This window comes from Microbispora hainanensis (genome assembly GCF_006874475.1).
GTDB classification, from domain to species: domain Bacteria; phylum Actinomycetota; class Actinomycetes; order Streptosporangiales; family Streptosporangiaceae; genus Microbispora; species Microbispora hainanensis.
On record NZ_VIRM01000051.1, the window covers coordinates 1 to 25767 of the forward strand.

The window sequence follows — 25767 nt, forward strand, 5'->3', positions numbered from 1 at the left end:
GAGCCACGCGCCGCGCGACGGGATCACCCGGCAGCCGAACAGGTCCTTGTCGGAGGTCTTGTCGACCGAACGGTCGAAGTAGACACCCGGCGAACGGACGAGCTGGGAGACCACGACACGCTCGGTGCCGTTGATGATGAAGGTGCCCTTCGACGTCATGAGCGGGAAGTCGCCCATGAACACCGTCTGGCTCTTGATCTCACCTGTGGTGTTATTGATGAACTCCGCCGTGACGAACATCGGGGCGGAGTAGGTCATGTCCTTGTCTTTGCACTCATCGACTGAGTACTTGGGCGGCTCGAACCTGTGATCCCGGAACGACAGGGACATGGTTCCGGAGAAGTCCTCGATGGGACTGATCTCCTCGAAGATCTCTTCGAGACCGGATTGGGTCGGAATGTCCTTGCGCCCGGCCTGGCGAGCCGCCTCGACCCGGCCCTTCCATTTCTCGTTTCCGAGCAACCAGTCGAAGGACTCGGTCTGCAGGGCGAGAAGGTCGGGTACTTCGAGCGGCTCCTCGATTCGTGCGAACGACACGGTTCGGGGACCGGCGGGTACGGCGGAGGCGTTGCGCGAGGCTGCCAACAGATGTCCTTCCGAGGGCTCGCGGACTGACTACACGCACGCCAGACGACCAGGACTAAGAGTTACTCAGAGAGACGGTCGTCAAAGGGCAGCGCAAAGGGGCAGTGTAGCCGATCGGCATACACCTGTCCACTCCGCTATCGCTCTGCGCTCCACGTTGGTGGCAGCATCACCCGTCAGCGCCGAAACGTCAAGCCCGAGAGCCGACATTTCGCCTAACCGGCAGGGGTCTCGCAGGGTTTTTCCGCCCTCGCGACCGAGCGAGCTCCGGGGATCCAGTCCCTACCCGGGACCGGACACGGGTAACGCTCAGTCACGCGAACGACCCAACGCTGACCGTCGGTCGACGCCGCCGTGCCGTGGATACCCACCGGGTGGCACCGCTTAAACGTGTTCTTTGCTAACAATTTAGCCACGGGCTCAGGGAACGGGCGTGTCACCCAGGAGCGTGGACAGCCGGGAGGCCTGCCAGCCGTCGCCCTGCGTCACCATGACCAGGCGGGCTCTCCCCTGGCTGACCTGCTGCTTCGGCTCCTCCTGACCCGGGCCCGACCGCGTCGTGACCATGTTCACGAACAGCAGCACCCGGACCTCTTCCGGCGTCGCCGACTCCACGCCGGCGGCGGCCACGACCGCGTGCTGCACCGTCCGCCGCTCGCGCGCCTGCGGTCCCAGCGTCGCCGCGAGCGTCCGGTAGTGCTCCGCCAGCTGCCCGGTGGCGTGCGCTCCCGCCCTCAGCATGTCCCGATCGATCGTACGGTAGTCGTACGACAACATGTCGGGTGCGTAGGACCGGGCGGCCGACAGGGCCTCTCTGGAGGCTCTCTCGGTGGCCTGGAGGCGGCGCAGATCGAGCAGGAGCCACACGGCGGCGACGGCCAGCCCGGCCGCCACGAGGGCCGTCAGCGCCCGCAGCAGGCGCCTCACCGCACCAGCTCCGCCCGCGAGACCAGCCACAGGCCCGAGGCCTTCGTGACGTCCATGCGCCACCGGAAGAAGCGCTCCTCCGGAGGGGCCTTCCTGCCGTCCTCCCAGTGGATCACGGCGTCGCCGACGATCAGCACCTGTGCCGTGCGCCGGTCGCCGGCGAGGGAGGTGAGCGCGGAGGCCCGCAGCACGCCCGTCTGCACGGCCTTGTTCTTCAGCGTGGCGGCCTTCAGAGCCGCCTGCCCGGCGGCGTACTGGGCCCGCTCCGGGCCCGTGGAGGTCGCCAGAGCGCGTTTGATGTCGTCGTCGATGCTGCGGTGGTCGATCGACATCAGGCTCACGGCGTGCGCCGCTGCGGCCCGTACGGCCATCTCGCCGTCCTCGGCCGCCGCGAGGGCCTCCGTACGGGCCTGGGCGAGATGGCGGACCGCCAGGGCCAGCGCGACCACGAGGAGCACGAGCCCGGCGGTCAGCGCGCGCCGCATCCCCCGCACCTCCTGAGCACCCGGTCGTCGTCTCGGCCCGTTCACGTCGCGCGGATCCACGGTCGTGCCCGGCGAAGCCGGCGTGCCACCCGCGCTCGCCGTGGTCGGACACTCCCTAGTCGGCACGATAGATCAGCCGGCCCGCCCTGCCCATAGATTCCGCATTCCGTACGGTGTCCGGGCACGCGAAAGGGGCGGTCCCATCCGGCACCTGGATGGACCCGCCCCTTCGGTGAAGCGTGTTGCGAGACCGTCTTACTTGACGGTGACGGTGGCGCCGGCGCCCTCGAGGGCGGCCTTCGCCTTCTCGGCCTGCTCCTTGTTGACCTTGCCGTCGAAGACCGGCTTCGGAGCGCCGTCCACGAGGTCCTTGGCCTCCTTGAGGCCCAGGCTCGTCAGGGCGCGGATCTCCTTGATGACCTGGATCTTCTTGTCGCCGGCGGCCTCGAGGATGACGTCGAACTCGTCCTGCTCCTCGGCCTCCTCGGCGGCGCCACCGGCGCCACCGGCGGCCGGGGCGGCGGCGACGGCGACCGGAGCGGCGGCCTTCACGTCGAAGGTCTCCTCGAAGACCTTCACGAACTCGGACAGCTCAAGGAGGGTCATCTCCTTGAAGGTCTCGAGCAGCTCGTCGGTGCTGAGCTTCGCCATGATGTGTTCCTCCAGTGGATCTAGCAAAAAACGTGTAAAGGGACCGCGGTGCGCGCTTCCCCCGTCCGCTGCGCGGACCTACTCGCCGGCCTCTTCGCGCTTGGCGCGCAGAGCCTCGGCCAGTCGAGCCATCGTGGTGGGCAGCGCGGCGAAGGTGGCGGCAGCCTGGGACTGCTTGGCCTTCAACGCACCGGCCAGCTTCGCGAGGAGCACCTCACGGGACTCAAGGTCGGCAAGCTTCGTGATCTCGTCGGGGGTCATCGACTTGCCGTCGACGACACCACCCTTGATCACCAGGAGGGGGTTGGCCTTGGCGAAGTCACGCAGACCCTTCGCCGCCTCCACCACGTCGCCCTTGACGAACGCGATGGCGGTCGGGCCCTGGAACAGGTCGTCCAGGGAGGTGATCCCGGCGTTGTTGGCCGCGATCTTGGTAAGCGTGTTCTTCGCCACGGCGAACTTCGCATTCCCACCGAGAGAAACGCGCAGCTGCTTGAGCTGAGCGACGGTGAGACCGCGGTATTCGGTCAGAACGGCGGCGCTGGATCCCTCGAACTCACTCTTGAGCTCGGCGATCGCGACGCTCTTCTCCGCCTTCGCCATGGGCCTCCTTCCAGATGTGCCGCCGGCGAAGGCCCTCAGAAAACAGACAAGCCCCGGCGCAGGCGCACGGGGCTTGGATAGACGTCAAACGTCCTCAAGCATCTCCACACCTACGCGGGCCGTCCACTCACGTGGATCCTTCGGTCACCGGGTTGTGGGCCCAGTGACGACCGGCGGTCTTCGGCAGGAGACAGACTACGTTGTCAACCGGCAGGACGCCAAATCAGCCTGTGGTGCCGGACGGCTGCCGCGTCGTGTCCGGCAGCGTCTGCGGCAGCTCGCCGACCTGGTCGGCGGCCGGCGCCTTGATCGAGACCGGCTCGTTGAACGACTTGAACATCGCCGTCGCCTTGAACGTGCCGGCGCCCGGCTTGCCGCCGTTCAGCTCGACCTTGCGCGGCAGGCCCTGGGCGTCGATCCAGGCGTCGAACGTGACGTCCTTGGCGTTCGCCAGCTCGGCCTGCAGGTGGCCGCGCCGGTCCTCGGGAAGCTGCTTGACCGCCTCGGCCACGGGGAACGTGCCCGAGTAGTGGGTCGTGTCCACCCCGCCGACCTGCTCGCTGCCCACCGGCTTGACGTCCTTCGACGCCGTGAGCATGGCGGCGCTCGTCTTCAGGTCGAACTGCCGGGCCTGGGCGAGGTACTGCTCGATGTCCACGCCGGCCTGCGAGCCGAGCTGCTTCAGGTCGAGCCTGATCCACGGCTTGGTGGCGCCCACCAGGGTCCTGAGCATGTCGAGCTTCACGTACGCCACGTCGCCCTGGAGGATCACCCGCACGCCGCCGGGCACGTTCCGCCCGTTGAACGTCACCTGGCCGAGGTTGATGTCGGAGGCGATCTGCGGGGTCTTCTGGTAGAGCATGGTGCCCTGGACGACCCCTGCCTGACCGCCGTCGGCGCCGGTGACGTTCAGCACGAGGTCGGCGGCATAGGTGTTGACGTCGTCGGCCTTCTGCGCGGTCTGCTGGATGACCTCGGCCGCCGAGAGCTTGGCGTTCTGGAGAGACGGAGTCGCGGTCGTGCCGCATCCCGCGACCGTGATCGCGGCCACCGCCCCCGCGGCCACCATTAGTCGTCGCATTGTGTCCATCCCTTCGGTGTCCCCCTTTACCTGCCCTTGACCCTATGCGCCTAACGCGGCCGGCGCGTCGCTAGCGGACAAACCCCCATGAGCCGTGCACAGAACCTTCACATCACCCGAGTTCTGCCTGCCGACAGCACGCCTCCTGACCGCCCGCGGACGCGCGGAAGCCCCCGCCCGGAGAGGGCGGGGGCTTCCGTTCCGTCGTGTCGGCCGGGAAGACGGCTCAGGCGTCGATCTCGGCGGTCATCGCCCGCGTCACGTTCGGGTCGACCGGGATGCCCGGGCCCATGGACGTGGTGAAGGTGACCTTCTTGAGGTAACGGCCCTTGGCCGCCGACGGCTTGAGACGCAGCACCTCGTCCAGCGCCGCGGCGTAGTTCTCCACGAGCTGGCGGTCGTCGAAGGACGCCTTGCCGATGATGAAGTGCAGGTTCGCGTGCCGGTCGACCCGGAACTCGATCTTTCCGCCCTTGATGTCGCTGACGGCCTTGGCCACGGCGGGCGTGACGGTGCCGGTCTTCGGGTTCGGCATGAGGCCGCGGGGGCCGAGCACGCGGCCCAGACGACCGACCTTGCCCATCATGTCGGGGGTGGCGACGACCGCGTCGAAGTCGAGACGGCCCTTGGACACCTCGTCGATCAGCTCGTCGGAGCCGACGATGTCGGCGCCCGCCGCGCGAGCCTCCTCGGCACGGTCACCGGTCGCGAAGACCAGGACCCGGGCGGTCTTGCCGGTGCCGTGCGGGAGGTTGACGGTGCCGCGGACCATCTGGTCGGCCTTGCGCGGGTCGACGCCCAGCCGCAGGGCGACCTCGACGGTCGCGTCGAACTTCGTGGTCGCGGTCTTCTTGGCCAGCCGCACGCCCTCGAGCGGGGCGTACAGGGCGGTGCGGTCGATCTCGGCCGCCGCGTTCTTCCAGTTCTTGCTGCGCTTCACTTCGTGCTCCTCGTGGAGATCGTGGTCCGGGCCTGCGCGGGCCCTCCCACTGCGTTGGTCACCGCTGAGAGTCAGTCGGCGATGGTGATGCCCATGGAACGGGCGGTGCCGGCGATGATCTTCTCGGCGGCCTCGACGTCGTTGGCGTTGAGGTCCTGCATCTTGGTCTCGGCGATCTGGCGAAGCTGCTCGCGGGTCAGCTTGCCCACCTTGTCCTTGTGCGGGTTCGCGCTGCCCTTCTGCAGACCGGCGGCCTTCTTGATCAGCTCAGGCGCCGGCGGCGTCTTCGTGATGAAGGTGAAGGTGCGGTCTTCGAAGATGGTGATCTCGACGGGGATGATGTTGCCCCGCTGGGCCTCCGTCGCAGCGTTGTACTGCTTGACGAAGTCCATGATGTTGACGCCGTGCGGACCGAGCGCGGTACCGACCGGCGGCGCGGGGGTGGCCTGCCCAGCGGGAAGCTGGACCTTCACCAGGGCCGCGACTTTCTTCTTTGGAGGCATTTGTCCTTCTCCGGGTCCTTTGTCCTACAAAAGCCTCACAGGCACGCCGAAGCAGGGCGTGCGTGAGGACGGCTATCGAGTCTACGCGAGGCGGTCAGATCTTCGAGACCTGGTTGAACGACAGCTCGACCGGGGTCTCTCGACCGAAGATCGAGACGAGGACCTTGAGCTTCTGCGACTCGGCGCTGATCTCGCTGACCGTGGCCGGCAGCGTGGCGAACGGCCCGTCCATGACCGTGACGGACTCGCCGACCTCGAAGTCGACGGTCGCGGTGGTGGTCTTGGTCGTGGCCTTCTTGACTTCCTCGGAAGGCTCCGGCGCGAGCAGCTTGGCGACCTCGTCGAGGTTCAGCGGGCTCGGCTTGTTGGACAGGCCGACGAAGCCGGTCACACCGGGCGTGTTGCGCACCGCGGCCCAGGACTCGTCGGTCAGGTCCATCCGGACCAGAACGTAGCCGGGAAGCACGCGCTCCTTGATCGGAGTCTTCTTGCCGCCCTTGAACTCCGTGATCGTGTGGGTCGGCACCTCGACCTGGAAGATGAAGTCCTCCATGTTGAGGGACCCGATCCGGCTCTCGATGTTCTGCTTCACGCGGTTCTCGTAACCGGCGTACGAGTGGATGACATACCACTCGCCGAACTGACCGCGAAGCTGACGCTTGAACTCCTCGACCGGGTCGACATCCGGAAGGACGTCACCGTCCTCGTCGACCTGTGCGGCGACCTCGGCCGAGTCTTCGCCGTCGCCGTCGCCGTCGTCGTCGTCGTCTGAGTCGGCGACCGTGGTCTCCTCGACCTCTGCTACGGCCTCGTCCTGCTCGGTGCCCCACTCGTCATGCTCGTCATGGGAGCGGTCGGCCGACATCGGGGACTCGGACACGGGACTCTTCCTTCTTCGCTTGGTGTCTTGACGTGCTGTGACGTCTCGGGCGGGATCAGGATCCGCCGAAGAGCCAGAGCACTGCCTTACCCAACAGCGTATCGATCCCGAACACGAGCCCAACCATGATCACAACGAAGACCAGGACAACTACCGTGTACGAGATCAGGTCATTGCGCCGAGGCCAGATGACCTTGCGCAGCTCGGCGACGACCTGCCGGTAGAACAGAGCGGGCGAGGTGCGCTTTGCCTTCTTCTCACTGGTCGGCTTGCCTGGCTTGCCAGCGGTTTCACCGCGGGTGTCGATCGCCACAGTCCTCACCTGATCCGTCGTGTCCGTCGCAGTTGCGGCGCGCTTTCACGCCATTGTTGCGCGGACCGCACTCCGCAGGGCACGAGGGACTCGAACCCCCAACCGCCGGTTTTGGAGACCGGTGCGCTACCAATTGCGCTAGTGCCCTAAGCCGTGCACCACGATACCCGAGAAACGCGCCGAAGCGTCCGTCGCGTCGTTCACGTGGCCCACTAGTCGGTGAAGTGTACGCGGGAATCACCACTCCGTCGAACCACATGGCCGCCGCACCGCCCGGAGGCGGCCCGAGTGCCGTTTCTGTGCGATCTAAAGCTACCGTGCGGACCCGTCCGGATCCTGGATATGGAGACGAAACCGCGTGGCGCGTCTGGAACGATGGAGGCATGACGCGACCTCGCATCTCCGCACGTATTTCCGCGATCTCCGAGTCCGCGACTCTGGCCGTGGACGCCAAGGCCAAGGCGATGAAGGCGGCCGGTCGCCCGGTCATCGGCTTCGGCGCCGGCGAGCCCGACTTCCCCACGCCCGACTACATCGTCGAGGCGGCCGTCGAGGCGTGCCGGAACCCCAGGTTCCACAAGTACACGCCGGCCGGGGGCCTGCCCGAGCTCAAGCAGGCGATCGCCGACAAGACGCTGCGCGACAGCGGGTTCCAGGTCGAGGCCTCCCAGGTCCTGGTGACGAACGGCGGAAAGCAGGCGGTCTACGAGGCGTTCGCCACGCTGCTCGACCCGGGTGACGAGGTCCTGGTCGTGGCGCCCTACTGGACGACGTACCCGGAGGCGATCAAGCTCGCGGGCGGCGTCCAGGTCGACGTGGTCACCGACGAGACCACCGGCTACCTGGCCTCGGTCGAGCAGCTGGAGGAGAAGCTGACCGACCGCACCAAGGTGCTGCTGTTCGTCTCGCCGTCCAACCCGACGGGGGCCGTCTACTCCCCCGCCCAGGTCGAGGAGATCGGCCGCTGGGCGCTCGACAAGGGCCTGTGGGTCGTGACCGACGAGATCTACGAGCACCTGGTCTACGGAGACACGAAGTTCTCCAGCATCGCCACGGCCGTGCCCGAGCTGCGCGACCGGGTCGTCGTGCTGAACGGCGTGGCCAAGACGTACGCGATGACCGGCTGGCGGGTGGGCTGGCTGATCGGCCCGTCCGACGTGGTCAAGGCGGCGACGAACCTGCAGTCCCACGCCACCTCGAACGTCTCCAACGTCGCCCAGGCCGCCGCGCTCGCGGCCGTCTCCGGCGACCTGTCGGCCGTCGCGCAGATGCGCGCGGCGTTCGACCGGCGCCGCCAGACCATGGTCCGGATGCTCAACGAGATCCCCGGCGTGCTCTGCCCGGAGCCGTTCGGCGCGTTCTACGCGTATCCGTCGGTCAAGGCGCTGCTGGGCAAGGAAATCCGCGGCAGGCGCCCGCAGACCTCGGCCGAGCTGGCCGAGCTCATCCTGGAGGAGGCCGAGGTCGCGCTGGTGCCCGGCGAGGCGTTCGGCACCCCGGGCTACTTCCGCCTCTCGTACGCACTGGGCGACGACGACCTGGTCGAGGGCGTCAGCCGGGTGGGCAAGCTCCTGGCCGAGGCCCGCTGAAGCTGAGAATCACTAAAACCGAGGCTCACTGAAACGGAAACCGAGGCCGTCGGGACTCTGCAAGTTTCAGCGCGAAGGCCCGGTCCCCGAGAAGCGGGACCGGGCCTTCGCCGTGCCGGGGTGCGCCCCACCCGCCTCCGGGCCCGTGGGGACCGCGGAGGCCCGGATCGGATCGGGATCACTTGTCGAGGGTGGCCCCGGCGGCGATCTTCTTGAGCTCCCTGTCGGCCGCGTCCGCGCCGATCTTGGCCGCGTAGTCAGGGCTGATCATGACCTCGGCCCCGACGCCGGGAGCGAGGGTCCACACGATCGTGCGGGTGCCGCCGTCCATGACCCGGTCGCCGCCCTCCGACACGCTGACCAAGTAGGCCTTCCTCCCGCCGATCTCGATCGCCGTGGCGCCCTGCGCGGCGTAGCTCTGCATGCGCTTGGTCAGCCGGCTCACGGCGCCCTTCCGATAGACGATCATCTGGACGCTGTACATGCCGGGCTCCAGGCCGGGCTCCGCCCAGCTCGTGGTGTAGCTCCGCTTGCCGAAGCCGTCCTTGCCGGACCACTTGCCCCATTCGAGCCCTTCGGGCAGATAGCCGACGTGCACGCCGCCGAGCGTCCGGCCGTCCCCGAGGTCGCCGAGGTCCTGGGGCATCCCCGGGTCTTCGGTGCCCTCCGAGGGGGCGGGGGTCGGGCCGGCCGTCGTGGCGATGATGATCGTGACCGCCGCGCCAGCGGGAGCGGCCGTCCCGGGCTGCGGCATCTGACCGAAGACCGTCCCCGCCGGGGCCTGGTCGGTGACGATCTTCGTGATCCGCACCGTGTAGCCGGCCTCCTTCAGGATGGCGTCGACCTCCTTGGCGTTCTTGCCGGTCAGGTCGGGCACGACCCCTCCCGGCGTCGCGACCGCGTCACCGGAGGCGGCCGTGGACCCTGCCGCGGCTCCCTGATCGCCGGCGCCGGCCCCCACGAGGCTGCCGCCGGCCGGGACGGTGTCGGGCCGGGCGGTCAACGCCACGGGCACGCCCACGGCCACCGCCGCCGTGAGCACGGCCGCTCCCGCCACCCGAAACCTGACGATGTGGCGGCGGTTGCCCCGCCGGACGGCCTGGCCCAGCGACGGCGACGCGTGCACGCCGGCGACCTGAGCGGCCATGGCGTCTTTCAGCGCCTCTTCGACGTTCATGCGGACACTCCTTGCAGGTTCTCCATGCGTGCGCGCACGCGTGCCAGCCCGCGGGCGGCCTGGCTCTTGACGGTGCCGACCGAGCAGCCGAGCAGCGCGGCGGTCTCGGCCTCCGACAGGTCCTCCCAATAGCGCAGGACCAGTACGGCCCGCATCCGGGCCGGCAGTTTCCTGAGCTCGGCGACGAGCACGTCGCGCAGGCCGAGGTCCGGCGACTCCACGGGCGTCTCCGGCGGGTGGGCGAAGGTGATCTCCTGGAGCACCTTGCGCCGCCTGGCCTTGCTGATCGCGCCGTTCACCACGACCCGGCGCGCGTACGCCTCTGGGTTGTCGTGGCGGATGCGCGGCCAGTGCCGGTAGACCTTCTCCAGCGCGTTCTGGACCATGTCCTCGGCGTCGGACTCCGAGGCGCCGCAGACCAGGATCGCGGTGCGCAGGAGGGCGGTGCTGCGCGCGGCCAGGAACTCGTCGAAGGCCGCCTCGTCTTCTTCGGTCATGAGCTCCCCTTTCGCCCCTCCCCAACGCGCCAACCTCGCCACGGGTTGAGAGCGACATGCGGCAACATATGGAGATGGCACGTCCACTAAACACGCTCCCCAAAGCACATCTGCACCTGCACTTCACCGGCTCGATGCGGCATTCGACGCTGATCGAGCTCGCCCGGGAGCAGGGCGTCCATCTTCCCGACGCTCTGGTGGAGGACTGGCCGCCGAAGCTGCGGGCGACCGACGAGCGCGGCTGGTTCCGGTTCCAGCGGTTGTACGACATCGCGCGGTCCGTGCTGCGCCGGCGCGAGGACGTCTACCGGCTGCTGCGCGAGGCCGCCGAGGACGAGGCCCGGGAGGGGTCGCGCTGGCTGGAGATCCAGGTCGACCCGTCCGGGTACGCCCAGCGGTTCGGCGGGCTGACCGAGACGCTCGAACTCGTCCTCGACGCGACCGAGAAGGCGGCCAGGCAGGCCGGGATCGGCATGGCGGTGATCGTGGCCGCCAACCGCATCCGGCACACGCTCGACGCCAGGACGCTGGCCCGCCTGGCGGCGCACTACGAGGGCAGGGGCGTGGTGGGCTTCGGCCTGTCCAACGACGAGCGGCGCGGCCGGGCCAGGGACTTCGAGCACGCCTTCCGGATCGCCAGGCGGGCCGGGCTGCTCGCCGTGCCGCACGGCGGCGAGCTGCTGGGCGCGGCGAGCGTCGCCGAATGCCTCGACGACCTGGGCGCCGACCGGATCGGTCACGGGGTGCGCGCGGCCGAGTCGCCCCGCCTGATGGAACGGCTGGCCGACCGGCAGATCACCTGCGAGGTGTGCCCGCTGTCCAACGTGGGCCTCGGGGTGGCGGAACGGCCCGAGGACGTGCCGCTGCGGCGGCTGTTCGACGCCGGGGTGCCGATCGCCCTCGGCGCCGACGACCCGCTGCTGTTCGGCGCCCGGCTGCTGCCGCAGTATGAGCTCGCACGGGACGTGTACGGCTTCGCCGACGCCGAGCTCGCCGAGCTGGCCCGGCAGTCGATCCGGTCGTCGACGGCGCCCGACGCGGTCAAGAAGGAGTTGATCGGCGAGATCGACGCCTGGCTCACCTCTCCCGAGTGAGCCCGCCGTTCATTTCAGCGGTCACTTCACCGGTCATCTCACCGGTCATCTCACCGGTCATCTCACCGAGCGGGCGATCCGCACGGCCTCCTCGAGGTCCGGTCCCTCCAGCCGCAATCCGACCAGCCTGTGCTGCCACACGAGCGTCGGCCCGGCCACCCGCTCCTGGCGCGGCGCGCCCCCGCCCGACGGCACGTACGACACCCCGTGGGGCTGCTGGATCCACCATCCGCCGACCGCGCTCACCTGATCGGGCCACGGTTCTCCGAGCTCCTTGCGCCAGACGACGCCCAGCGTGCCGTCGTACTCGTCGAGCCGGACGCCCGGCCACAGCAGCGTCACCACCCGGCCGCCGTCGGCGACGCGGATGTCGGCGGGCGCGCCGAGCACGGACGGCACGACGACCGGGAAGCGGACGGTCCGCCGCGCCTCCTCCAGCGTCACCCGGCGCTCGCCGGGCAACGGGCTCGGCACCCCCGTGGGCAGCGGCCCGGCGCCGCCCACGTGGATCTCGACGCCCGCGAAGCGCAGCACCGACACCACCGCGGCCCGGCCCTGCGGGGTGGCCCCGAGCAGCACGGCCATCAGCACCGCCACCGCCGCCGCCGCCACGCGCGGCGTCGGCCGCCACGCGGCCCGCCGGGGTGCTCTCTCTTCCGCCCGGCCGTCCTCGATGCGGGCGCGTACGGCGCGCGCCACGCCGGCGGGCGGCGGCGCGGGGGGCACGGCCAGGTCCTCGCCGAGGGCCCGGAGCCGTGACTCGAGATCGTGCGGTGCGATCGGTTCGCTGTCACCCGAGGTGCTCACGGCCCACCTCCTCCCGCAGGCGCCGCAGGGCCCGGAACGTCCGCGACTTCACCGTGCCGAGGCGCACGCCGAGGACCTCGGCCGTCTCCGCTTCGGACAACTGCAGGAAATACCGGCAGACCACGGCTTCGCGTTCCCGGTCGGGCAGCGTGCGTACGGCCTCCAGCAGTCTGCTCCTGCCGTCGGCGTCCACGGCCGCGCCCTCGGGGTCCTCGGGATCCCCCGGCCCGTACGGCTCCCGCTCGCGGCCCAGCCGTACGGCGAGGTCGGAGCGGCGGCCGCGCGACCGGGTGAGGTCATGGGTCACGTTGGCCACGATGCGCAGCAGCCAGGGGCGGAAGGCCGAGCCCCGGCGGAATCCCTTGAGGTGGCGGAACGCCTTGACGAACGCCTCCTGGACGACGTCCTCCGCCTCGTCGGCCGCGCCGAGCAGGCTCGCCGTACGGTGGGCGACCGCGCTGTATCGGGTGACCAGCACCTCGAAGGCGTCAAGGTCACCGGCCAGGGCGCGGGTCACTGCTTCGTCGTCGTCCATCGGGGCAATCGGGGGGGTGGGATGGAGGTGAAGCCTACGATCACACGGGCATCCCGTCCACAGCGCTCCGCGAAGAAACGTGCCGCCGGAAGAACAGTGTGGGCGTAAGCCGTCATCGACGGCCCCTCCGGCGAAGCGGACGTCCGCCAATGGGGCGGGCACTACACTTTCCACGACCGTCAGCGTGCAGATCGAGGATCCTATGTCTGGGTATGACCGAGTAGTCCAGCCGGCGGCCGGGGACGAGGCTCTGGAGAACCACCTCGGCGGCGACGAGGCCAAGAACTACCGGCAGTACGAGTTCGACATGGTCGCCCCGCACGTCGGGCGGTCGCTCCTGGAGATCGGTTCGGGTCTCGGGCACTTCGCCGAGCAGTTCCTGCCGCGCCTGGACAGGCTCGTGGTGAGCGACTTCGATCCCTACTGCGTGGAGCAGCTGCGCAAGAGGTTCGCCGACCGCGACGACGTGTCGGTGCTCCAGTTCGGCCTGCCGACCGACATCCCCCTCGCCGACCCGGTCGACACCGTCGTGATGATGAACGTCCTGGAGCACATCGAGGAGGACGCCGAGGCGCTGCGGTCGCTGGCCAAGGTGACCGCTCCCGGCGGCCGGATCGTCATCTGGGTGCCCGGCTACATGCAGCTTTACGGGGACTTCGACCGCAAGGTGGGGCACGTCACCCGCTACACCCCAGCCACCCTGCGCAAGACCGTGACCGACGCCGGGCTTGACGTCCAGGTGCTCAAGCCGATCAACTTCCTCGGCGGCATCGCCTGGTGGGCGGCCGTACGGCGGGGCGGCGTGGGTTACCCCGACCCCCGGCTCGTGAAGATCTACGACCGCACCGTCGTGCCGACGACCCGGTTCATCGAGCGGTTCATCCGCCCGCCGTTCGGCCAGACCGTGTTCTGCGTGGCGCGCGTTCCGCGCTGACACGCGAGTGCCGCGCGGGGCGCCCGCGTAAACCCGAATTGTGCGGCAAATGCTTTCTACCTGCACAATGGGTCCCCCATGAGTGAAACCAGGATCCTCGTCGTCGAGGACGAGCCAAACATCCGGGACATCGTGGAAGTCGCCCTCAGATTCCACGGCTTCCGGGTGACGGCCGTGGGCACGGGGGCCGCGGCGCTCGGCGAGGTGCTGAGAGATCAGCCCGACCTGGTCGTCCTCGACGTCATGCTGCCCGACATCGACGGATTCGAGGTGTGCCGCCGGATCCGGGCCGACGGCGTGCACCCTCCTGTGATCTTCCTCACCGCCCGCGACGCGGTCGCCGACACCGTGCGCGGGCTGACGCTCGGCGGCGACGACTACGTCACCAAGCCCTTCTCCGTCGAGGCACTGGTCGCCCGGATCCGCGCCGTGCTCCGCCGTACGACGGTGCCGGCGGCGGCCGAACGGGCCGACGGGCCGATCCTCCGGGTGGCCGACCTGGAGCTCGACGAGGCACGCTGGGAGGTGCGGCGTGGCGGCGTCCCGGTGGACCTGTCGCCGACCGAGTTTCGCCTGCTGGCCTTCCTGATGGCCAACGCCGGTCTGGTCCTCACCAAGCGGCGGCTGCTCGAGGAGGTCTGGGGCTACGGCGGGAGTTCGCAGGTGCTGGAGACCTACATCTCCTATCTGCGCCGCAAGCTCGACCCGCTCGGACCGCCGCTGATCCACACCCAGCGCGGCATCGGATACGCCCTGCGGCCTCCCCAGGACTCCTGATGTCGCTCAGGACGCGCCTGCTCGCCGGGCTGCTCGGGGTGAGCGCCGTCCTGCTCGTCGTGTTCTCCCTCGTCAGCGTCATCGTCCTGCGCGGGCACCTGCGTACGCGGCTGGAGGGGCAGGTGGTGGCGGCGACCGTCACGGCGGCGCGCCGGGTGGTCGTGGGCGACCCGCTCGAACAGGCGCTGACCGGCTCCACCTATGCCCTCGCCGCCTACGACCTCAGCGAGAACCGCGCCCATCTGGTCAGCGGCGACGCCGCCGACGCCGCGGCGGTCCCCGTGCTGGCCGAGGCCATGGGCAAGGACAGATTGCTGGCGTACGCGGCGCAGGGCCGCACGTTCGACCTCGACCCGAGCCACGACCACGAGATGATCGCGGCGGCGTCGATGTCGCCGAGCGGTCTGCGACTGGTGGTCGTCGCGGTGCCCCTGGACGCGGTCGACGATCCGGTGCGCCACCTGCTGATCAGCGAGCTGGCGACCGGCGGGGCGCTGATCCTGCTGCTGGCCGCGGGCGGCCGGCTGCTGATCGCCGGTGGTCTGGCGCCGCTCGGGAAGATGGCGGGCACCGCCCACCTGGTGGCCGAGCGCGTCGACCTGTCGGCCCGGATGCCCGAGGGGCCGTCGGAGGTCGGCAGGCTCGGCGCCGCGATCAACCTCATGCTCGACCGGATCGCCGACGCCTTCCGCGACCGCCAGGCGTCGGAGGACCGCGTGCGCCGCTTCGCCGCCGACGCCTCCCACGAGCTGCGCACCCCGCTGTCGACCATCTCGGGATATGCGGAGCTCTACCGGGCCGGGGCGATCCCGTCCGAGGACCTGCCCACGATCATGGGTCGGATCGAGGCCGAGGCCAACCGCATGGGCCGCCTGGTGGGCGAGATGCTGGAGCTGGCCCGGCTCGACCGGGGCGCCGCGCTCGCGCTCGACGAGACCGATCTGGCCGAGATGGCCCGCGAGGTCGCCGCCGACTCGGCCGCCCTCGATCCCGCGTATCCCGTGACGGTGGAGGCCCCGCCCTCCCTGGTCGCGACCGTGGACGAGGCCCGGGTGCGCCAGGTGCTCGTCAACCTGCTCGGCAACGTGCGGGCGCACACCCCCGAGGGCACCAAGGCCACCGTACGGCTGCTGCGGGCCCCGGAGTCGGTGACGATCGAGGTGCGCGACACCGGGCCGGGGATGAGCGAGGAGCAGGCGGAACGCGCCTTCGACCGCTTCCAGCGCGGGGAGGTGCACCTGTCCGGCGGGGCGGGGCTCGGCCTGTCGATCGTGAAGGCCATCGTGGAGGCGCACGGCGGCCGGTGCCGGATCGTCTCCTCCCCCGGCGAAGGGATGGCCGTACACATCGCGCTGCCCGCGATGCAAAAGGCTACTGGCGGGTAGTTAACGAGCACAGCTCGTTTCACCGCCGAGGAGGTCGACGATGACGACCGATTATGCCAAGGCCAGGGAGGTGGCCGAGCAGGCGCGCGAGACGGAGTGGACCCGCCCGAGCTTCGGCAAGCAGCTCTTCCTCGGGGACTTCCGGCTGGACCTCGTGCACCCCGCCCCCCGGCTCACCGAGGAGGAGATCAAGAAGGGAGACGACTTCCTGCGCGCCCTGCGGGCGTTCCTGCAGGAGAAGGTCGATCCCGCGCTCATCGAGCGCACCGCCGTGATTCCGGACGAGGTGATCAAGGGCCTGGCCGCGATCGGCGCATTCGGCATGACCATCGAGGAGGAGTACGGCGGGCTGGGCCTGAGCCACCTGTACTACTGCCGCGCGCTGGAACTCGTGACCTCGTGCTCCCCCGCGCTCACCGCGCTGCTGTCGGCCCACCAGTCCATCGGGGTTCCGCAGCCGCTGCGGCTGTTCGGCACCCCGGAGCAGAAGCGCCGCTTCCTGCCCCGCTGCGCCCGGGGCGAGATCTCCGCCTTCCTGCTCACCGAGCCGGACGTCGGCTCCGATCCCGCCCGGCTGTCGACGACCGCCGTACGCGACGGCGACGCCTATGTGATCAACGGCGTCAAGCTGTGGACGACCAACGGCGTGGTGGCCGATCTGCTGGTGGTGATGGCCCGGACCGGCTCCAAGATCTCGGCCTTCGTGGTCGAGGCCGACGCCCCCGGCATCACCGTCGAGCACCGCAACCAGTTCATGGGCCTGCGCGGCATCGAGAACGGCGTCACCCGCTTCCACCAGGTGCGGGTGCCGGTGGAGAACCTGATCGGCCGGGAGGGCCAGGGCCTGAAGATCGCCCTGACCACGCTCAACACCGGCCGGCTCTCCCTTCCGGCCACCTGTGTCGGCGCGGCGAAGTGGGCGACGAAGATCGCCCGCGAGTGGGGGCGCGAACGGGTCCAGTGGGGCCGGCCGGTCGGGCAGCACGAGGCCATCGCCAGCAAGATCGCCTTCATCGCCGCCACCGCGTACGCGCTCGAGTCGGTGGTGGACCTGGCCGGCCGGATGGCCGACGACGAGCGCAACGACATCCGCATCGAGGCCGCGCTCGCCAAGCTGTACAGCACCGAGATGGCCTGGCGGCTGATGGACGAGCTGGTGCAGATGAGAGGCGGGCGCGGTTACGAGACCGCCGAGTCGCTGCACGCCCGCGGGGAGCGCGGTGTGCCCGCCGAGCAGATGCTGCGCGACCTGCGGATCAACCGCATCTTCGAGGGCTCGACCGAGATCATGCACCTGCTCATCGCCCGTGAGGCGGTCGACGCCCACCTGTCGGTCGCGGGCGAGCTCGTCGATCCGAAGGCCGACCTGCGGGCCAAGGGTCGGGCGGCCACCCGGGCCGGCGCCTTCTACGCCAAGTGGCTGCCGAGCCTGATGGCCGGGCCCGGCCAGGTGCCCACGTCGTACGCCGAGTTCGGCCCGCTGGCCCAGCACCTGCGCTACGTCGAGCGGACCTGCCGCAAGCTCGCCAGGTCGACGTTCTACGGCATGTCGCGCTGGCAGGCGCAGCTGGAGCACAAGCAGGGGTTCCTGTCGCGGATCGTGGACATCGGCGCCGAGCTGTTCGCCATCACCGCGGTCTGCGTGCGCGCCCAGGAGGACGGGGCCGAGTTCGGGCGCAAGCCGTACGAGCTGGCGGACACCTTCTGTCACCAGGCCCGGCATCGGGCCGAGGCGCTGTTCGACCGGCTCTGGGACAACACCGACGCCATGGACGTGCGGCTGGCCCGGCGGGTGCTCGACGGGCGCTACACGTTCCTGGAGGAGGGCATCATCGACCCGTCGCTGGAGGGGCCGTGGATCGCGCCCCAGCGCACCGGGCCGTCCATGTTCGACGACGTCCACCGGCACATCGGCTGAACGGGCACGGCCCCGCCCCCCTTGTGCGCGGGGGCGGGGCCGTTCGGCGAGCCGGTCAGGCTCACACGTCGAGGCACCACATCCAGCCGTGGTCCGAGACGTAGCAGCGGTACCAGCCGTCGGGCTTCTGGGCGTGCGCCGGGGCGGACAGGACGCCGAACGTGGTGACCGCGACGGCGGTGGTGGCGAGCACGGCGGCGACGCGCTTGATCGACCTCATGGGTATCTCCTGACTCCTGTGCAAGGGATGTCTCTCTGACGCGTCTGAGTACACAGGACCCCACTTGTCGCGGTCTGGTGAGCCACTTGGAGACGGCTTGGCCGTCTTGGACGGGCGAAAAACCCTTTGTCCGGCGATACGGCGGCTTGTTACCGTCGTCCGCATGTGGATTCTGTACGGCGACCGCTGATCAGCCCAGCTGATCCGCTCAGCTTTCCGGCCCTGTCCATCCGACGCGGCAGCTGAGTGACGGCACCTCGGTGCCGCGTTCCCGACGTACAAGGAGATCCCGTATGCGTACTCGCGCGTCCAGCAAAGGCGGCAAGCGGCAGAACCCGCGCACGCCGCAGCCCCAGCGTTCCTTCCCACCGCCGCGGCAGATCCCGGCCCCGCCCATGCGACCGGTGCGCCAGCCGCGGCGCCTGCCGAAAGGCCGCTGAGTAAGCCGGCCCGGCAGAGGAAAGGGCACCCCGGAATCGATCCGGGGTGCCCTTTCGGTGTCCATGCCCTGCCGTCATGGCCTTCGCAGGGATGACAGACCCGAGCTCAGACCGAGAGGAGAACAGCCGGATCGATGGAGAGCTCGACTGGGACATCCGTCTTCAGCAGGTCCCCGGCGAAGACACGATCGACCTGCGGGTAGACATCATGACCTGGCATCAGCGCCCAGACCGTGACGTTCGGCTTGGGCTCCAGGTCCACCACCCAATATTGGGCGATCCCCGCTTTGGCGTATTCGCTGGGCTTCTCGTACCTGTCGGTGCGCTCGCTGGCGCTCTCCCGGGAGACGACCTCGACCACGAGGAGCAGGTCGACTCCCTGATATGCCCGTTCGTCTCGCTCGACCGCGCGACGAGCGGCCCTGCCGTCGACGACCGCGACGTCGGGCACGCGTATCCCGGTCGACGTGAACACGTCGACCGGGCCGTTCACATAGAGATCGGCACCGGCGCGCGCGACCGCCGCATCCAGTCGGGTCCGCAGGTTCCGGACCGCGTGGTCATGACGAATGCTGGGCCAGGGGGACATGACGATCCATCCGTCGACGAGCTCGTACCGCGCGTCCCTGGGCATGCGATCCAGATCGGCGATCGTGTACGGACCGTGGTGATAGGAGTGCTCTCTGTCATCGTAAGCGACGCTCATCCCGCCTCCTTCGCCCCGGATCCCACGAGCCACGACTCAGCGTAACCCAGCGGGCCCACGAGGACCGGGGCCCGGCACCGGACGTCGCCGGCCCGGCAGAGGAAAGGGCACCCCGAAATCGATCCGGGGTGCCCTTTCGCGCGAACGGTCAGAGACGCTCGATGATCGTGACGTTGGCCTGGCCGCCGCCCTCGCACATCGTCTGCAGGCCGTAGCGCCCGCCGGTGCGCTCGAGCTCGTGCAGGAGCTTGGTCATGAGGATCGCGCCGGTGCCGCCCAGCGGGTGCCCCAGCGCGATGGCGCCGCCGTTGGGGTTGGTCCGGGCCGGGTCGGCCCCGATCTCCTTGAGCCAGGCCAGCGGCACCGGGGCGAACGCCTCGTTGATCTCGATGACGTCGATGTCCTCGATCGAGAGCCCCGCCTTGGCCAGCGCCTTGCGGGTGGCCGGGATCGGCGCCGTCAGCATGTAGATCGGGTCGTCGCCGGTCAGCGCGAGCGTGACGATCCGGGCGCGCGGGACCAGGCCGTGCTCGCGCACCGCCTGCTCCGAGGCGATGAGCAGCGCGCCCGAGCCGTCGGAGATCTGCGAGGAGGTGGCCGCGGTGATCCGGCCGCCCTCGCGGAGGGTCTTCAGCCCGGCCATCTTCTCCAGCGTGGTGTCGGGCCGCGGGCCCTCGTCGTCGATCACGCCGTTGATCGGGGCGATCTGGTCCTTGAAGTGTCCGTTGGCGATCGCCTTCGCGGCCCGCTGGTGGCTCTCGTAGGCGTAGCGCTCCAGCTCGTCGCGCTCCAGGCCCCACTTCTCGCACATCAGCTCCGCGCCGCGGAACTGGGAGATCTCCTGCTTGCCGTACCGCTCGACCCACTTGTCGCCGAACGGGAACGGCATGCCCTTCTCCAGGGCCGCCGAGATGCTCGATCCCATCGGCACGATGGACATCGACTCGACGCCGGCCGCGACGACCAGGTCCTGCGTGCCCGACAGCACCCCCTGCGCGGCGAAGTGGATGGCCTGCTGCGACGAGCCGCACTGCCGGTCGATCGTGACCCCGGCCACGGTCTCCGGGAGGCCCGCGCTGAGCCACGCGTTGCGCGCGATGTCCATGGACTGCGGGCCGAACTGCATGACGCAGCCCATGATCACGTCATCTACGGCGGCGGGGTCGACGCCGGTGCGCTCGACGAGCGCGGAGAGAGTGTGGGCGGCCAGGTCGACCGGGTGGACCGTGGAGAGCCCGCCCTTCTTCTTGCCGACCGGCGTGCGAACCGCCCCGACGATGTACGCCTCTGCCACAGTGCCTCCATAAGAAACCGAGCAATGTTCGGTTAGTGAGAGGTTACATCAGAACTTTCGTCGGGGGAGGCGGGGAAACGGACATATTCAGGCATAACCTCCCGGGAGCGCGTCGGCAGGCTCGGCAAGCTGGAAGCCCCGGCTGTCGGCCGCGATCCCCCGGAGCTCGTTGGCGAGCGTCACCGCGACGGCCGCCCGGACGAGCAGCGCCTCCCGCGCCTCGTCGGCGTCCTCCGCGTCGTTCCCGCTCGGCGCCTCTTCCGCGTCGGAGCCGGAGTCCGTTCCGGAGGTGGCGTCCGTACCCGAGCCGGAGTCCGTTTCAGAGGTGGCGTCCGCGTCCGGGCCGGAGTTCGTGTCGGCGTGGCCGTCCAGCGGGGCCGCGTCCGCGCTCGGCGCGCCTTCCGTCGTACCGCCGGCCGCTTCTCCGGAGACGGCGCCGGCCGCGCCCTCGTCTCCGGTCTCCTCCGTACGTGCGATCGGGGAGACCCGGACGATCGCGATCTCCGTGAGGTACGGCCAGCGGGTCTGGGCGGCGGGCGGCAGACGATGCCCCTCCTCGATCGTGACCAGCACGTCGGCGCCCGCGTAGACGTCCGCCACTCTGCCACGGCGAACGGGGACGTGGACGACGCCCTCGATCAGCTCGCCCTCCGGCCACCTCTCGGCGTCCACCGCCTCGGCGTGCCGTAGGGCCTCGGCCAGGATCGGCAGGATCTCCTCGGGCTCCGGCACGGCAGGCAGGTAGACCAGCGGGTCTCCGGTCTCCTCGGCGGGATCGAGCGGATCGCCCTGGCAGAGCAACCAGCCGCCCAGGCGGTAGGCGATGCCCTCGGCAAGACTCTTGTCGAAGAAGTCCACCGGCAGCGGGCCCTCGGCCGCGATCCGGCACGCCCAAAGTGTGTCCTCGTCGGGCACGCCGAGTTTGGCGAGGACGTCACCGGTCAGTTCGACGGGCGCCTCGATGCGCGACCCACCCGCGAGGATGTCGTCGCCGTCGGTTCTCGCCTCGGGATCGGCGAGTTGCGCGACCGCCAGCAGTGTCTTCGGATCCGGCCGGGCAGGCAGCAGCGCCGTGGGCCCCGTGCGCAGCCGACCGGGCAGCAGGAGTTTCGAGAACCAGCCCACAGGCCCTCCTCATGATCGGGTCGAAGAGACCATAGCCCCGACGGCCGCCCGCCACGAGCCCTTCCCGCGAGGTGCCCGAGATCAGGACGTCGACTTCGCGAGCCGCGAACCCGTCATCAGGGCATAGACGATGACGTTGTCGACATAGTGGCCAGTCGTGTGGTTGTAGGTGCCGCCACAGGTGATCAGCCTGAGCTCGGCGTTGTCGGCGTGGCCGTACACCCGGTTGGTGGGAAACGTTTGTTTGTCCGCCTGTTCGATCCCGCCCACCGTGAAGACGGCCACGGTGCCGTCGAGACGGACGACCTCGATCTTGTCGCCGTACTCCAGCTCGTGCAGGCGGCTGAAGACGGCGCCGCGCGTGGTGGTGTCCTTGTGGCCGAGCATGACGGCAGGGCCGGCCTCCCCCGCCGTCGGGCCGCCGCGATACCAGCCGACCAGGTTCGCGTTGCTGATCGGGGGCGTCTGGATCGCGCCGGAACGGTCGAGGCCGACCGACTTGATCGGCGCGTTGACGCCGATCTTGGGGATGATCAGGCGCTTGGGCGTGGACGGCTGCATCGCGGGCGCGGCCGGGATCTTCGGGAGCGGCGGCGGCGCGGTGGCGACCGCCTGCGTCAGCGGCTGCCCGGCTCCGCCCGGCCCCACGGAGGGGGCGAGCCCGTCCTGCGGCGCCGCGAGCTTCAGCGTCGAACGCTCCGACGCGGCGTACTCGTCCGGATTGTTCACCATGATCACTACGCCCACGATCATGATGACCAGGCCCACGATGGCCGCCGTGATCAGCAAGCGCCGGACGGCCTCCGCGCCGCTGCCGGGAGGCTTCTCCTCTGGCGGCGGAGGCGACGGCTGTACGGGCTGCATCTGGGGCATCATCACCGGTTGGAAGACCGGCTGGCCGTAAACCGGCTGTGGGTAGCCCTGCCCGCCCGGCCCGAGAGGCACGCCGTACGGCTGGCCCGGCGGGTACTGTCCAGGTGGCGGGGTGGTCATGGCTCGCGTCCTACTGCCTCACCGGACGTCGCCGGGCCCGGAGCACGAGCCCGCCCGCGCCCGCCGCCAGCATGAGCGCGGTGCCGCTGAGGACGAAGAGCCGCGCGTCGGGGCCGGCGTCGCCTCCACCGCCGGTGGCCGCGCCGCCCCCGGGCGTGTTCTCGATCTGGGCGGACTTCGACTTCTTGGTCTTGACCGGCGTGGGCGACGCGAAGACCGTCTCGTACACCGTCCTGGTGTTACGGGGCGTGGGCGAGGCGCTCGCGGAGGGGCTCGCGCTGGCACTGGCACTCGCGCTCGGGGACGCCGAGGGGCTCGCCACCGCGATCGTCGCGACGGCGGGCGCCGTGTTGGCGCCCGTGCTGGCGACCACGCAGTTGTAGAGCGCGGTGGGCGTCGTGGTGGTCGTGCCCGTGCCGGCGGGCGCGATCATACTGATCTTGAAGTCCTTCGCCGTCAGCACGACGGAGGTGGCCCCGCTTTGCGGTGTGACGGTCATCGTGGCCGTGGGAAGCGGCGGCATCGACCCCTGAGCCGCGACGGCGGAGGTCAACGCTGCGCCGGTCGGCGAGGGCGTGGACACGCCCGCGGTCATGCCGGCCGGCAGCGCCGACGCCGACACGCTGGGCTGCAGCTCGATCTTCGCGCCGCTCGCGATCTCCACCGGCGCGGGGAACGCCGACGTGGTGACGGGCTGGACGCTCAGGGTCGCGGTGTACTGGGTGCCGGACACCGCCGTTGTGCTGGCGGTGAGCGTCACCGTGAAATCGTGCGTCACCGCAGCGCCACCCACGTTCGGAGTGCAGCTGTACGTCACGGTCTTCGTTTCGGCGTGCGCGCCGAGCGCGCTCAGGCCCAGGAGAAGGCCCGCGCTGACCACTCCGGCCGCGGCGGCCCTTCCGGCGACACGGCCCCGCGCCTTTGACTTCAGCACTGACGTCTCTCCACTTCGATGCTCGCAGTCAACAGGCGTACCAGCATTCCAGCGTACGGTCACAGTCAGGTAGAGATCTTACGGACAAATACCCCAAGACCGCCTCCTATTGCTCAAACATTCTCCCGTTCTCGGCATGTCCGCGTCAGCCGGACGCTAGCCGGACGCTAATGCCTGCCGTACGAGCCGGGGTTGAGGCCGAACCGCCGCAGCAGCAGCCCTCCGGCCGCCGCGGCGGCCATCAGCGCCAGGCCGGTGAGCACGACGAGGCGGGCGTCCGGGCCCGCGTCGCCCCCGCCCCCGGTCTGCGCGCCGCCGAGCGGGGTCGTCTTGATCTGCTTGGTCGCCGTGCGGGAGGCCGTCGCGGTCGCCGTGACCGTGGTGGTCGTCGTGGTCCTCGGGCTCGGGGTCGGGCTCGTCGATGCCGCCGCGCTGGGGCTGGGCGAGGCGCTCGCGTCGTCGTCGGTGTCGGACGGGCTCGGCGAAGCCGAGGGAGACGGCGAGGCGGACGAGGAGGAGGCGACGGCGAACGCGAGCGACGCCCTGCTCGCGGACGCCGGCAGCGTGCACGTGTAGAGCGCCTCGCCCTCGCCTGTGGTGTCCCCCGCGGCGCGCAGCTTCAGCGTGAAGTTTCCGGCCGCGACCCCGACCGTGCCCGTCGCCGTCGGCGTCAGCGTGACGAGCAGTTGGGGGATCGGCGTCAGCGTTGCCGACGGCGAGAGTGACGACGCGAGCACCGTGGAGGCGGACGGGCTCAGCGTGATCGCCGCAGGACTCTCCTCCTGCGTGCCGTTCTCCGTGTCGGTGCCGTTCTCCGGTTCAGCACTGGCGGAGGGTGACGGGCTCGGGGATGCCTCCGTCGCCGACTCGTTGCCGTCAGGAGAAGGCGATACCGACGCGGAAGGCGATGCGGACGCGGAAGGCGATGCGGACGGAGAGACTGACGGAGAGACGGAGGGGGAGGGCGACGGGCTCGGCGTCGGGGTGGCACTGGGACTGGCACTGGGACTGGCACTGGGACTGGGGCTGGGGCTGGGGCTGGGGCTCGGCGACGCGTCCGCGGGCTCGCTCACGACGGGAGCGCCGGTCACCTCCACCACACCCTCGGCGATCATTACGTCGTTCGCCGCGACGCCCGTCGCCGGCGCCACCATCGCGCTCTGGCCGTCGGACGGCGTCGCGGGAGCGATCTGCCAGGTCACGGTCGCCGCGCTGCTCACCACCGGGTCGGCGGGCCCGACCAGGGTCACGTTCACCGGGTAGGTCGCGGCGGCGGCGCTGCCGGCCGGAGTGCAGGAATACAGCACGGTCGTGTTCTCGGTCTCGGCGAGCACCGGCCACGTCATCAGGGCCAGCGCGGCCGCCGCTCCCGCCGCCGATCGGGCCGCGATGCGACGCCGGGCACTCCTGCGCCGGGCACTGGGGTCGGGCACGACGTCTCTCCTGCCACCACAGTCACGTACACGTGGCGAACAGTCTCCCAGGAGTTGACCATCGACATAACCGGCGGGCGGCCTATGTCAGGAAATTCCCAGGGAACCTTCATCGTCCCGCAACAGTAGGGAGGGTGGAGGTGTTGACCATGAGACGACTGCTCGTGGCCCTCGCGGCGATGGCGGTGATCCTCGCGCCGTCCCTGCCCGCGCACGCGCGGGCCGGCTTCTGGGCCGTGACCGAGCTCGACCCGCTTCCCGCCACGGTGCGGCCCGATGTCTCCTACACGGTGGGCTTCTGGGTCCTTCAGCACGGCACCCATCCGTACGACGGCCCCGGCGACCTCGAACCGATCGCCCTGCGCCTGATCGGAAAGGACGGCACGACCCTGACGTTCGACGGGACGCCGTTGCCGGAACCCGCGCACTACGCCACGTCCATCACCGTGCCGGCCGGACGGTGGCGGGTCGAAGGTGTGCAGGGCATGTTCGCGACGTACGAGATCGGCACGCTCACGGTGCCGGGCGGGCTGAAGACGGCTCCGCCGCCGTTCCCGGTGCCCGTCGGCATCGTGATCAAGGATTATTGGGGGCCGGTGAAACCACCCGGGTTCCCCTGGAAGGCGACGAACGTCGTTCCCAACCGCCTGCCGACGGCGACGTCCGCGGCGTCCGCGCAGCCGGCCGGTGTATCCCAGTCGGCCCCCGCCCCCCAGGTGGTCCGGGCCGCCCCGCCGACGCGGCTGGCCGCGGCCGGCGGCGACTCCTCGCCGTGGCGTCAGCCGTACGCGCTGGTGGCCGTCGCGGTGGCGGCGGTGGCGGGCACGCTGCTGGTCCAGCGCGCTGCCCGGACGGTCGTACGGCGAAGGCCGCACGATCCGCCCGAGCGCGAGGAGCGGGAGGGCGAAGAGGTGATCAGCATGGGCTGATCACCCCTGTGA

At 70.1% G+C, this 25767-nt stretch carries 27 protein-coding genes, 1 tRNA gene and 1 pseudogene; 7 read left to right on the forward strand and 22 right to left on the reverse strand.

What is annotated here, in order from left to right; genetic code table 11:
• The 11 genes and pseudogenes from FLX08_RS31150 to FLX08_RS31200 all read right to left on the reverse strand — a co-directional run.
• Positions 1 to 585, reverse strand: a pseudogene (locus FLX08_RS31150) (DNA-directed RNA polymerase subunit beta); the annotation flags it as partial.
• 420 nt (positions 586 to 1005) lie between these two features.
• The gene (locus FLX08_RS31155; protein ID WP_142623844.1) at positions 1006 to 1512 is read right to left on the reverse strand and encodes a hypothetical protein; all 507 of its coding nucleotides are present in this window, start codon (positions 1510 to 1512) and stop codon (positions 1006 to 1008) included.
• Entirely contained in the window at positions 1509 to 1997 is a 489-nt protein-coding gene (locus tag FLX08_RS31160) for a hypothetical protein (RefSeq protein ID WP_142623845.1), read from the reverse strand. Before FLX08_RS31160 ends, FLX08_RS31155 begins: the two co-directional genes overlap by 4 nt.
• Before the next feature lie 255 nt (positions 1998 to 2252).
• Positions 2253 to 2648: a 50S ribosomal protein L7/L12 gene (gene rplL / locus FLX08_RS31165; protein WP_076438522.1), complete on the reverse strand. Its 396-nt coding sequence runs from the start codon at positions 2646 to 2648 to the stop codon at positions 2253 to 2255.
• Positions 2649 to 2726: 78 nt separating this feature from the next.
• Positions 2727 to 3251, reverse strand: a complete 525-nt coding sequence (rplJ, locus tag FLX08_RS31170) for a 50S ribosomal protein L10 (protein ID WP_030510277.1) — start codon at positions 3249 to 3251, stop codon at positions 2727 to 2729.
• 223 nt (positions 3252 to 3474) lie between these two features.
• On the reverse strand, positions 3475 to 4332 hold the full coding sequence (locus FLX08_RS31175; RefSeq protein ID WP_142623846.1) for an SCO4651 family lipoprotein: 858 nt from the start codon (positions 4330 to 4332) through the stop codon (positions 3475 to 3477).
• Positions 4333 to 4558: 226 nt separating this feature from the next.
• Positions 4559 to 5272 (reverse strand): 50S ribosomal protein L1, encoded by a 714-nt coding sequence (gene rplA, locus FLX08_RS31180; RefSeq protein WP_142623847.1) that lies wholly within the window; start codon positions 5270 to 5272, stop codon positions 4559 to 4561.
• Between the two features lie 71 nt (positions 5273 to 5343).
• Positions 5344 to 5775 (reverse strand): 50S ribosomal protein L11, encoded by a 432-nt coding sequence (rplK, locus tag FLX08_RS31185; RefSeq protein ID WP_030510282.1) that lies wholly within the window; start codon positions 5773 to 5775, stop codon positions 5344 to 5346.
• 94 nt (positions 5776 to 5869) lie between these two features.
• Positions 5870 to 6655, reverse strand: a complete 786-nt coding sequence (nusG, locus tag FLX08_RS31190) for a transcription termination/antitermination protein NusG (protein WP_244313034.1) — start codon at positions 6653 to 6655, stop codon at positions 5870 to 5872.
• A 55-nt stretch (positions 6656 to 6710) separates the two neighbouring features.
• Complete coding sequence (gene secE / locus FLX08_RS31195) at positions 6711 to 6968, reverse strand: preprotein translocase subunit SecE (RefSeq protein ID WP_030510284.1); 258 nt, start codon at positions 6966 to 6968, stop codon at positions 6711 to 6713.
• A 75-nt stretch (positions 6969 to 7043) separates the two neighbouring features.
• Positions 7044 to 7116, reverse strand: a tRNA-Trp gene (locus FLX08_RS31200).
• Positions 7117 to 7351: 235 nt separating this feature from the next.
• Between FLX08_RS31200 and FLX08_RS31205 the strand changes: the two genes are divergently transcribed.
• A complete protein-coding gene (locus FLX08_RS31205; protein ID WP_142623848.1) occupies positions 7352 to 8557 on the forward strand; it encodes a pyridoxal phosphate-dependent aminotransferase in 1206 nt (401 codons plus the stop codon).
• A gap of 178 nt (positions 8558 to 8735) precedes the next feature.
• Here FLX08_RS31205 and FLX08_RS31210 read toward each other — a convergent pair whose 3' ends face one another.
• Complete coding sequence (locus FLX08_RS31210) at positions 8736 to 9734, reverse strand: PASTA domain-containing protein (RefSeq protein WP_142623849.1); 999 nt, start codon at positions 9732 to 9734, stop codon at positions 8736 to 8738.
• A complete protein-coding gene (locus tag FLX08_RS31215) occupies positions 9731 to 10231 on the reverse strand; it encodes a SigE family RNA polymerase sigma factor (protein WP_142623850.1) in 501 nt (166 codons plus the stop codon). The genes FLX08_RS31210 and FLX08_RS31215 overlap by 4 nt, the downstream gene beginning before the upstream one ends.
• A gap of 74 nt (positions 10232 to 10305) precedes the next feature.
• On the opposite strand from FLX08_RS31215, the gene FLX08_RS31220 reads away from it, so the two are divergent.
• On the forward strand, positions 10306 to 11325 hold the full coding sequence (locus FLX08_RS31220) for an adenosine deaminase (RefSeq protein WP_142623851.1): 1020 nt from the start codon (positions 10306 to 10308) through the stop codon (positions 11323 to 11325).
• Positions 11326 to 11382: 57 nt separating this feature from the next.
• Here the strand turns inward: FLX08_RS31220 and FLX08_RS31225 are convergent, their stop codons facing one another.
• Positions 11383 to 12132 carry a hypothetical protein gene (locus tag FLX08_RS31225; RefSeq protein WP_142623852.1) on the reverse strand — a complete coding sequence of 250 codons (750 nt, stop codon included), beginning with the start codon at positions 12130 to 12132 and terminating at the stop codon, positions 11383 to 11385.
• On the reverse strand, positions 12116 to 12667 hold the full coding sequence (locus tag FLX08_RS31230) for an RNA polymerase sigma factor (protein WP_142623853.1): 552 nt from the start codon (positions 12665 to 12667) through the stop codon (positions 12116 to 12118). The genes FLX08_RS31225 and FLX08_RS31230 overlap by 17 nt, the downstream gene beginning before the upstream one ends.
• 202 nt (positions 12668 to 12869) lie before the next feature.
• On the opposite strand from FLX08_RS31230, the gene FLX08_RS31235 reads away from it, so the two are divergent.
• The 4 genes from FLX08_RS31235 (at position 12870) to FLX08_RS31250 (ending at position 17681) form a co-directional block, all read left to right on the forward strand.
• The gene (locus FLX08_RS31235) at positions 12870 to 13601 is read left to right on the forward strand and encodes a class I SAM-dependent methyltransferase (RefSeq protein WP_142623854.1); all 732 of its coding nucleotides are present in this window, start codon (positions 12870 to 12872) and stop codon (positions 13599 to 13601) included.
• 78 nt (positions 13602 to 13679) lie between these two features.
• Entirely contained in the window at positions 13680 to 14378 is a 699-nt protein-coding gene (locus FLX08_RS31240) for a response regulator transcription factor (protein WP_142623855.1), read from the forward strand.
• Positions 14378 to 15763: a sensor histidine kinase gene (locus FLX08_RS31245; protein WP_142623856.1), complete on the forward strand. Its 1386-nt coding sequence runs from the start codon at positions 14378 to 14380 to the stop codon at positions 15761 to 15763. The genes FLX08_RS31240 and FLX08_RS31245 overlap by 1 nt, the downstream gene beginning before the upstream one ends.
• 40 nt (positions 15764 to 15803) lie before the next feature.
• Complete coding sequence (locus FLX08_RS31250) at positions 15804 to 17681, forward strand: acyl-CoA dehydrogenase family protein (RefSeq protein WP_142623857.1); 1878 nt, start codon at positions 15804 to 15806, stop codon at positions 17679 to 17681.
• Between the two features lie 61 nt (positions 17682 to 17742).
• On the opposite strand, the gene FLX08_RS40910 is transcribed toward FLX08_RS31250, so the two are convergent.
• The 7 genes from FLX08_RS40910 to FLX08_RS40915 form a co-directional block, all read right to left on the reverse strand.
• Positions 17743 to 17901, reverse strand: coding sequence for a hypothetical protein (locus FLX08_RS40910; RefSeq protein WP_167530635.1), 159 nt, complete (start codon positions 17899 to 17901; stop codon positions 17743 to 17745).
• Between the two features lie 546 nt (positions 17902 to 18447).
• Positions 18448 to 19047 (reverse strand): Uma2 family endonuclease, encoded by a 600-nt coding sequence (locus tag FLX08_RS31255; RefSeq protein ID WP_142623858.1) that lies wholly within the window; start codon positions 19045 to 19047, stop codon positions 18448 to 18450.
• Between the two features lie 148 nt (positions 19048 to 19195).
• On the reverse strand, positions 19196 to 20341 hold the full coding sequence (locus FLX08_RS31260; protein WP_142623859.1) for an acetyl-CoA C-acetyltransferase: 1146 nt from the start codon (positions 20339 to 20341) through the stop codon (positions 19196 to 19198).
• Positions 20342 to 20428: 87 nt separating this feature from the next.
• Positions 20429 to 21466, reverse strand: coding sequence for a hypothetical protein (locus FLX08_RS31265; protein ID WP_142623860.1), 1038 nt, complete (start codon positions 21464 to 21466; stop codon positions 20429 to 20431).
• An 81-nt stretch (positions 21467 to 21547) separates the two neighbouring features.
• A complete protein-coding gene (locus FLX08_RS31270) occupies positions 21548 to 22459 on the reverse strand; it encodes a class F sortase (RefSeq protein ID WP_142623861.1) in 912 nt (303 codons plus the stop codon).
• Positions 22460 to 22469: 10 nt separating this feature from the next.
• The gene (locus tag FLX08_RS31275) at positions 22470 to 23393 is read right to left on the reverse strand and encodes a hypothetical protein (protein ID WP_142623862.1); all 924 of its coding nucleotides are present in this window, start codon (positions 23391 to 23393) and stop codon (positions 22470 to 22472) included.
• Between the two features lie 167 nt (positions 23394 to 23560).
• Positions 23561 to 24826 (reverse strand): hypothetical protein, encoded by a 1266-nt coding sequence (locus FLX08_RS40915; protein WP_167530636.1) that lies wholly within the window; start codon positions 24824 to 24826, stop codon positions 23561 to 23563.
• 149 nt (positions 24827 to 24975) lie between these two features.
• On the opposite strand from FLX08_RS40915, the gene FLX08_RS31290 reads away from it, so the two are divergent.
• On the forward strand, positions 24976 to 25755 hold the full coding sequence (locus FLX08_RS31290) for a hypothetical protein (protein WP_142623865.1): 780 nt from the start codon (positions 24976 to 24978) through the stop codon (positions 25753 to 25755).
• The last annotated feature ends 12 nt before the right edge of the window (positions 25756 to 25767 follow it).

Excerpts from the sequence above, each read along its gene's own strand:
- FLX08_RS31160 (WP_142623845.1), bottom strand. The coding sequence starts at position 1,997 with ATGCGGCGCGCGCTGACCGCCGGGCTCGTGCTCCTCGTGGTCGCGCTG.
- rplL (WP_076438522.1), bottom strand. The coding sequence starts at position 2,648 with ATGGCGAAGCTCAGCACCGACGAGCTGCTCGAGACCTTCAAGGAGATG.
- rplJ (WP_030510277.1), bottom strand. The coding sequence starts at position 3,251 with ATGGCGAAGGCGGAGAAGAGCGTCGCGATCGCCGAGCTCAAGAGTGAG.
- FLX08_RS31175 (WP_142623846.1), bottom strand. The coding sequence starts at position 4,332 with ATGCGACGACTAATGGTGGCCGCGGGGGCGGTGGCCGCGATCACGGTC.
- rplK (WP_030510282.1), bottom strand. The coding sequence starts at position 5,775 with ATGCCTCCAAAGAAGAAAGTCGCGGCCCTGGTGAAGGTCCAGCTTCCC.
- FLX08_RS31205 (WP_142623848.1), top strand. The coding sequence starts at position 7,352 with ATGACGCGACCTCGCATCTCCGCACGTATTTCCGCGATCTCCGAGTCC.
- FLX08_RS31210 (WP_142623849.1), bottom strand. The coding sequence starts at position 9,734 with ATGAACGTCGAAGAGGCGCTGAAAGACGCCATGGCCGCTCAGGTCGCC.
- FLX08_RS31215 (WP_142623850.1), bottom strand. The coding sequence starts at position 10,231 with ATGACCGAAGAAGACGAGGCGGCCTTCGACGAGTTCCTGGCCGCGCGC.
- FLX08_RS31220 (WP_142623851.1), top strand. The coding sequence starts at position 10,306 with ATGGCACGTCCACTAAACACGCTCCCCAAAGCACATCTGCACCTGCAC.
- FLX08_RS31230 (WP_142623853.1), bottom strand. The coding sequence starts at position 12,667 with ATGGACGACGACGAAGCAGTGACCCGCGCCCTGGCCGGTGACCTTGAC.
- FLX08_RS31235 (WP_142623854.1), top strand. The coding sequence starts at position 12,870 with ATGTCTGGGTATGACCGAGTAGTCCAGCCGGCGGCCGGGGACGAGGCT.
- FLX08_RS31240 (WP_142623855.1), top strand. The coding sequence starts at position 13,680 with ATGAGTGAAACCAGGATCCTCGTCGTCGAGGACGAGCCAAACATCCGG.
- FLX08_RS31245 (WP_142623856.1), top strand. The coding sequence starts at position 14,378 with ATGTCGCTCAGGACGCGCCTGCTCGCCGGGCTGCTCGGGGTGAGCGCC.
- FLX08_RS31250 (WP_142623857.1), top strand. The coding sequence starts at position 15,804 with ATGACGACCGATTATGCCAAGGCCAGGGAGGTGGCCGAGCAGGCGCGC.
- FLX08_RS40910 (WP_167530635.1), bottom strand. The coding sequence starts at position 17,901 with ATGAGGTCGATCAAGCGCGTCGCCGCCGTGCTCGCCACCACCGCCGTC.
- FLX08_RS31255 (WP_142623858.1), bottom strand. The coding sequence starts at position 19,047 with ATGAGCGTCGCTTACGATGACAGAGAGCACTCCTATCACCACGGTCCG.
- FLX08_RS31270 (WP_142623861.1), bottom strand. The coding sequence starts at position 22,459 with ATGACCACCCCGCCACCTGGACAGTACCCGCCGGGCCAGCCGTACGGC.
- FLX08_RS31290 (WP_142623865.1), top strand. The coding sequence starts at position 24,976 with ATGAGACGACTGCTCGTGGCCCTCGCGGCGATGGCGGTGATCCTCGCG.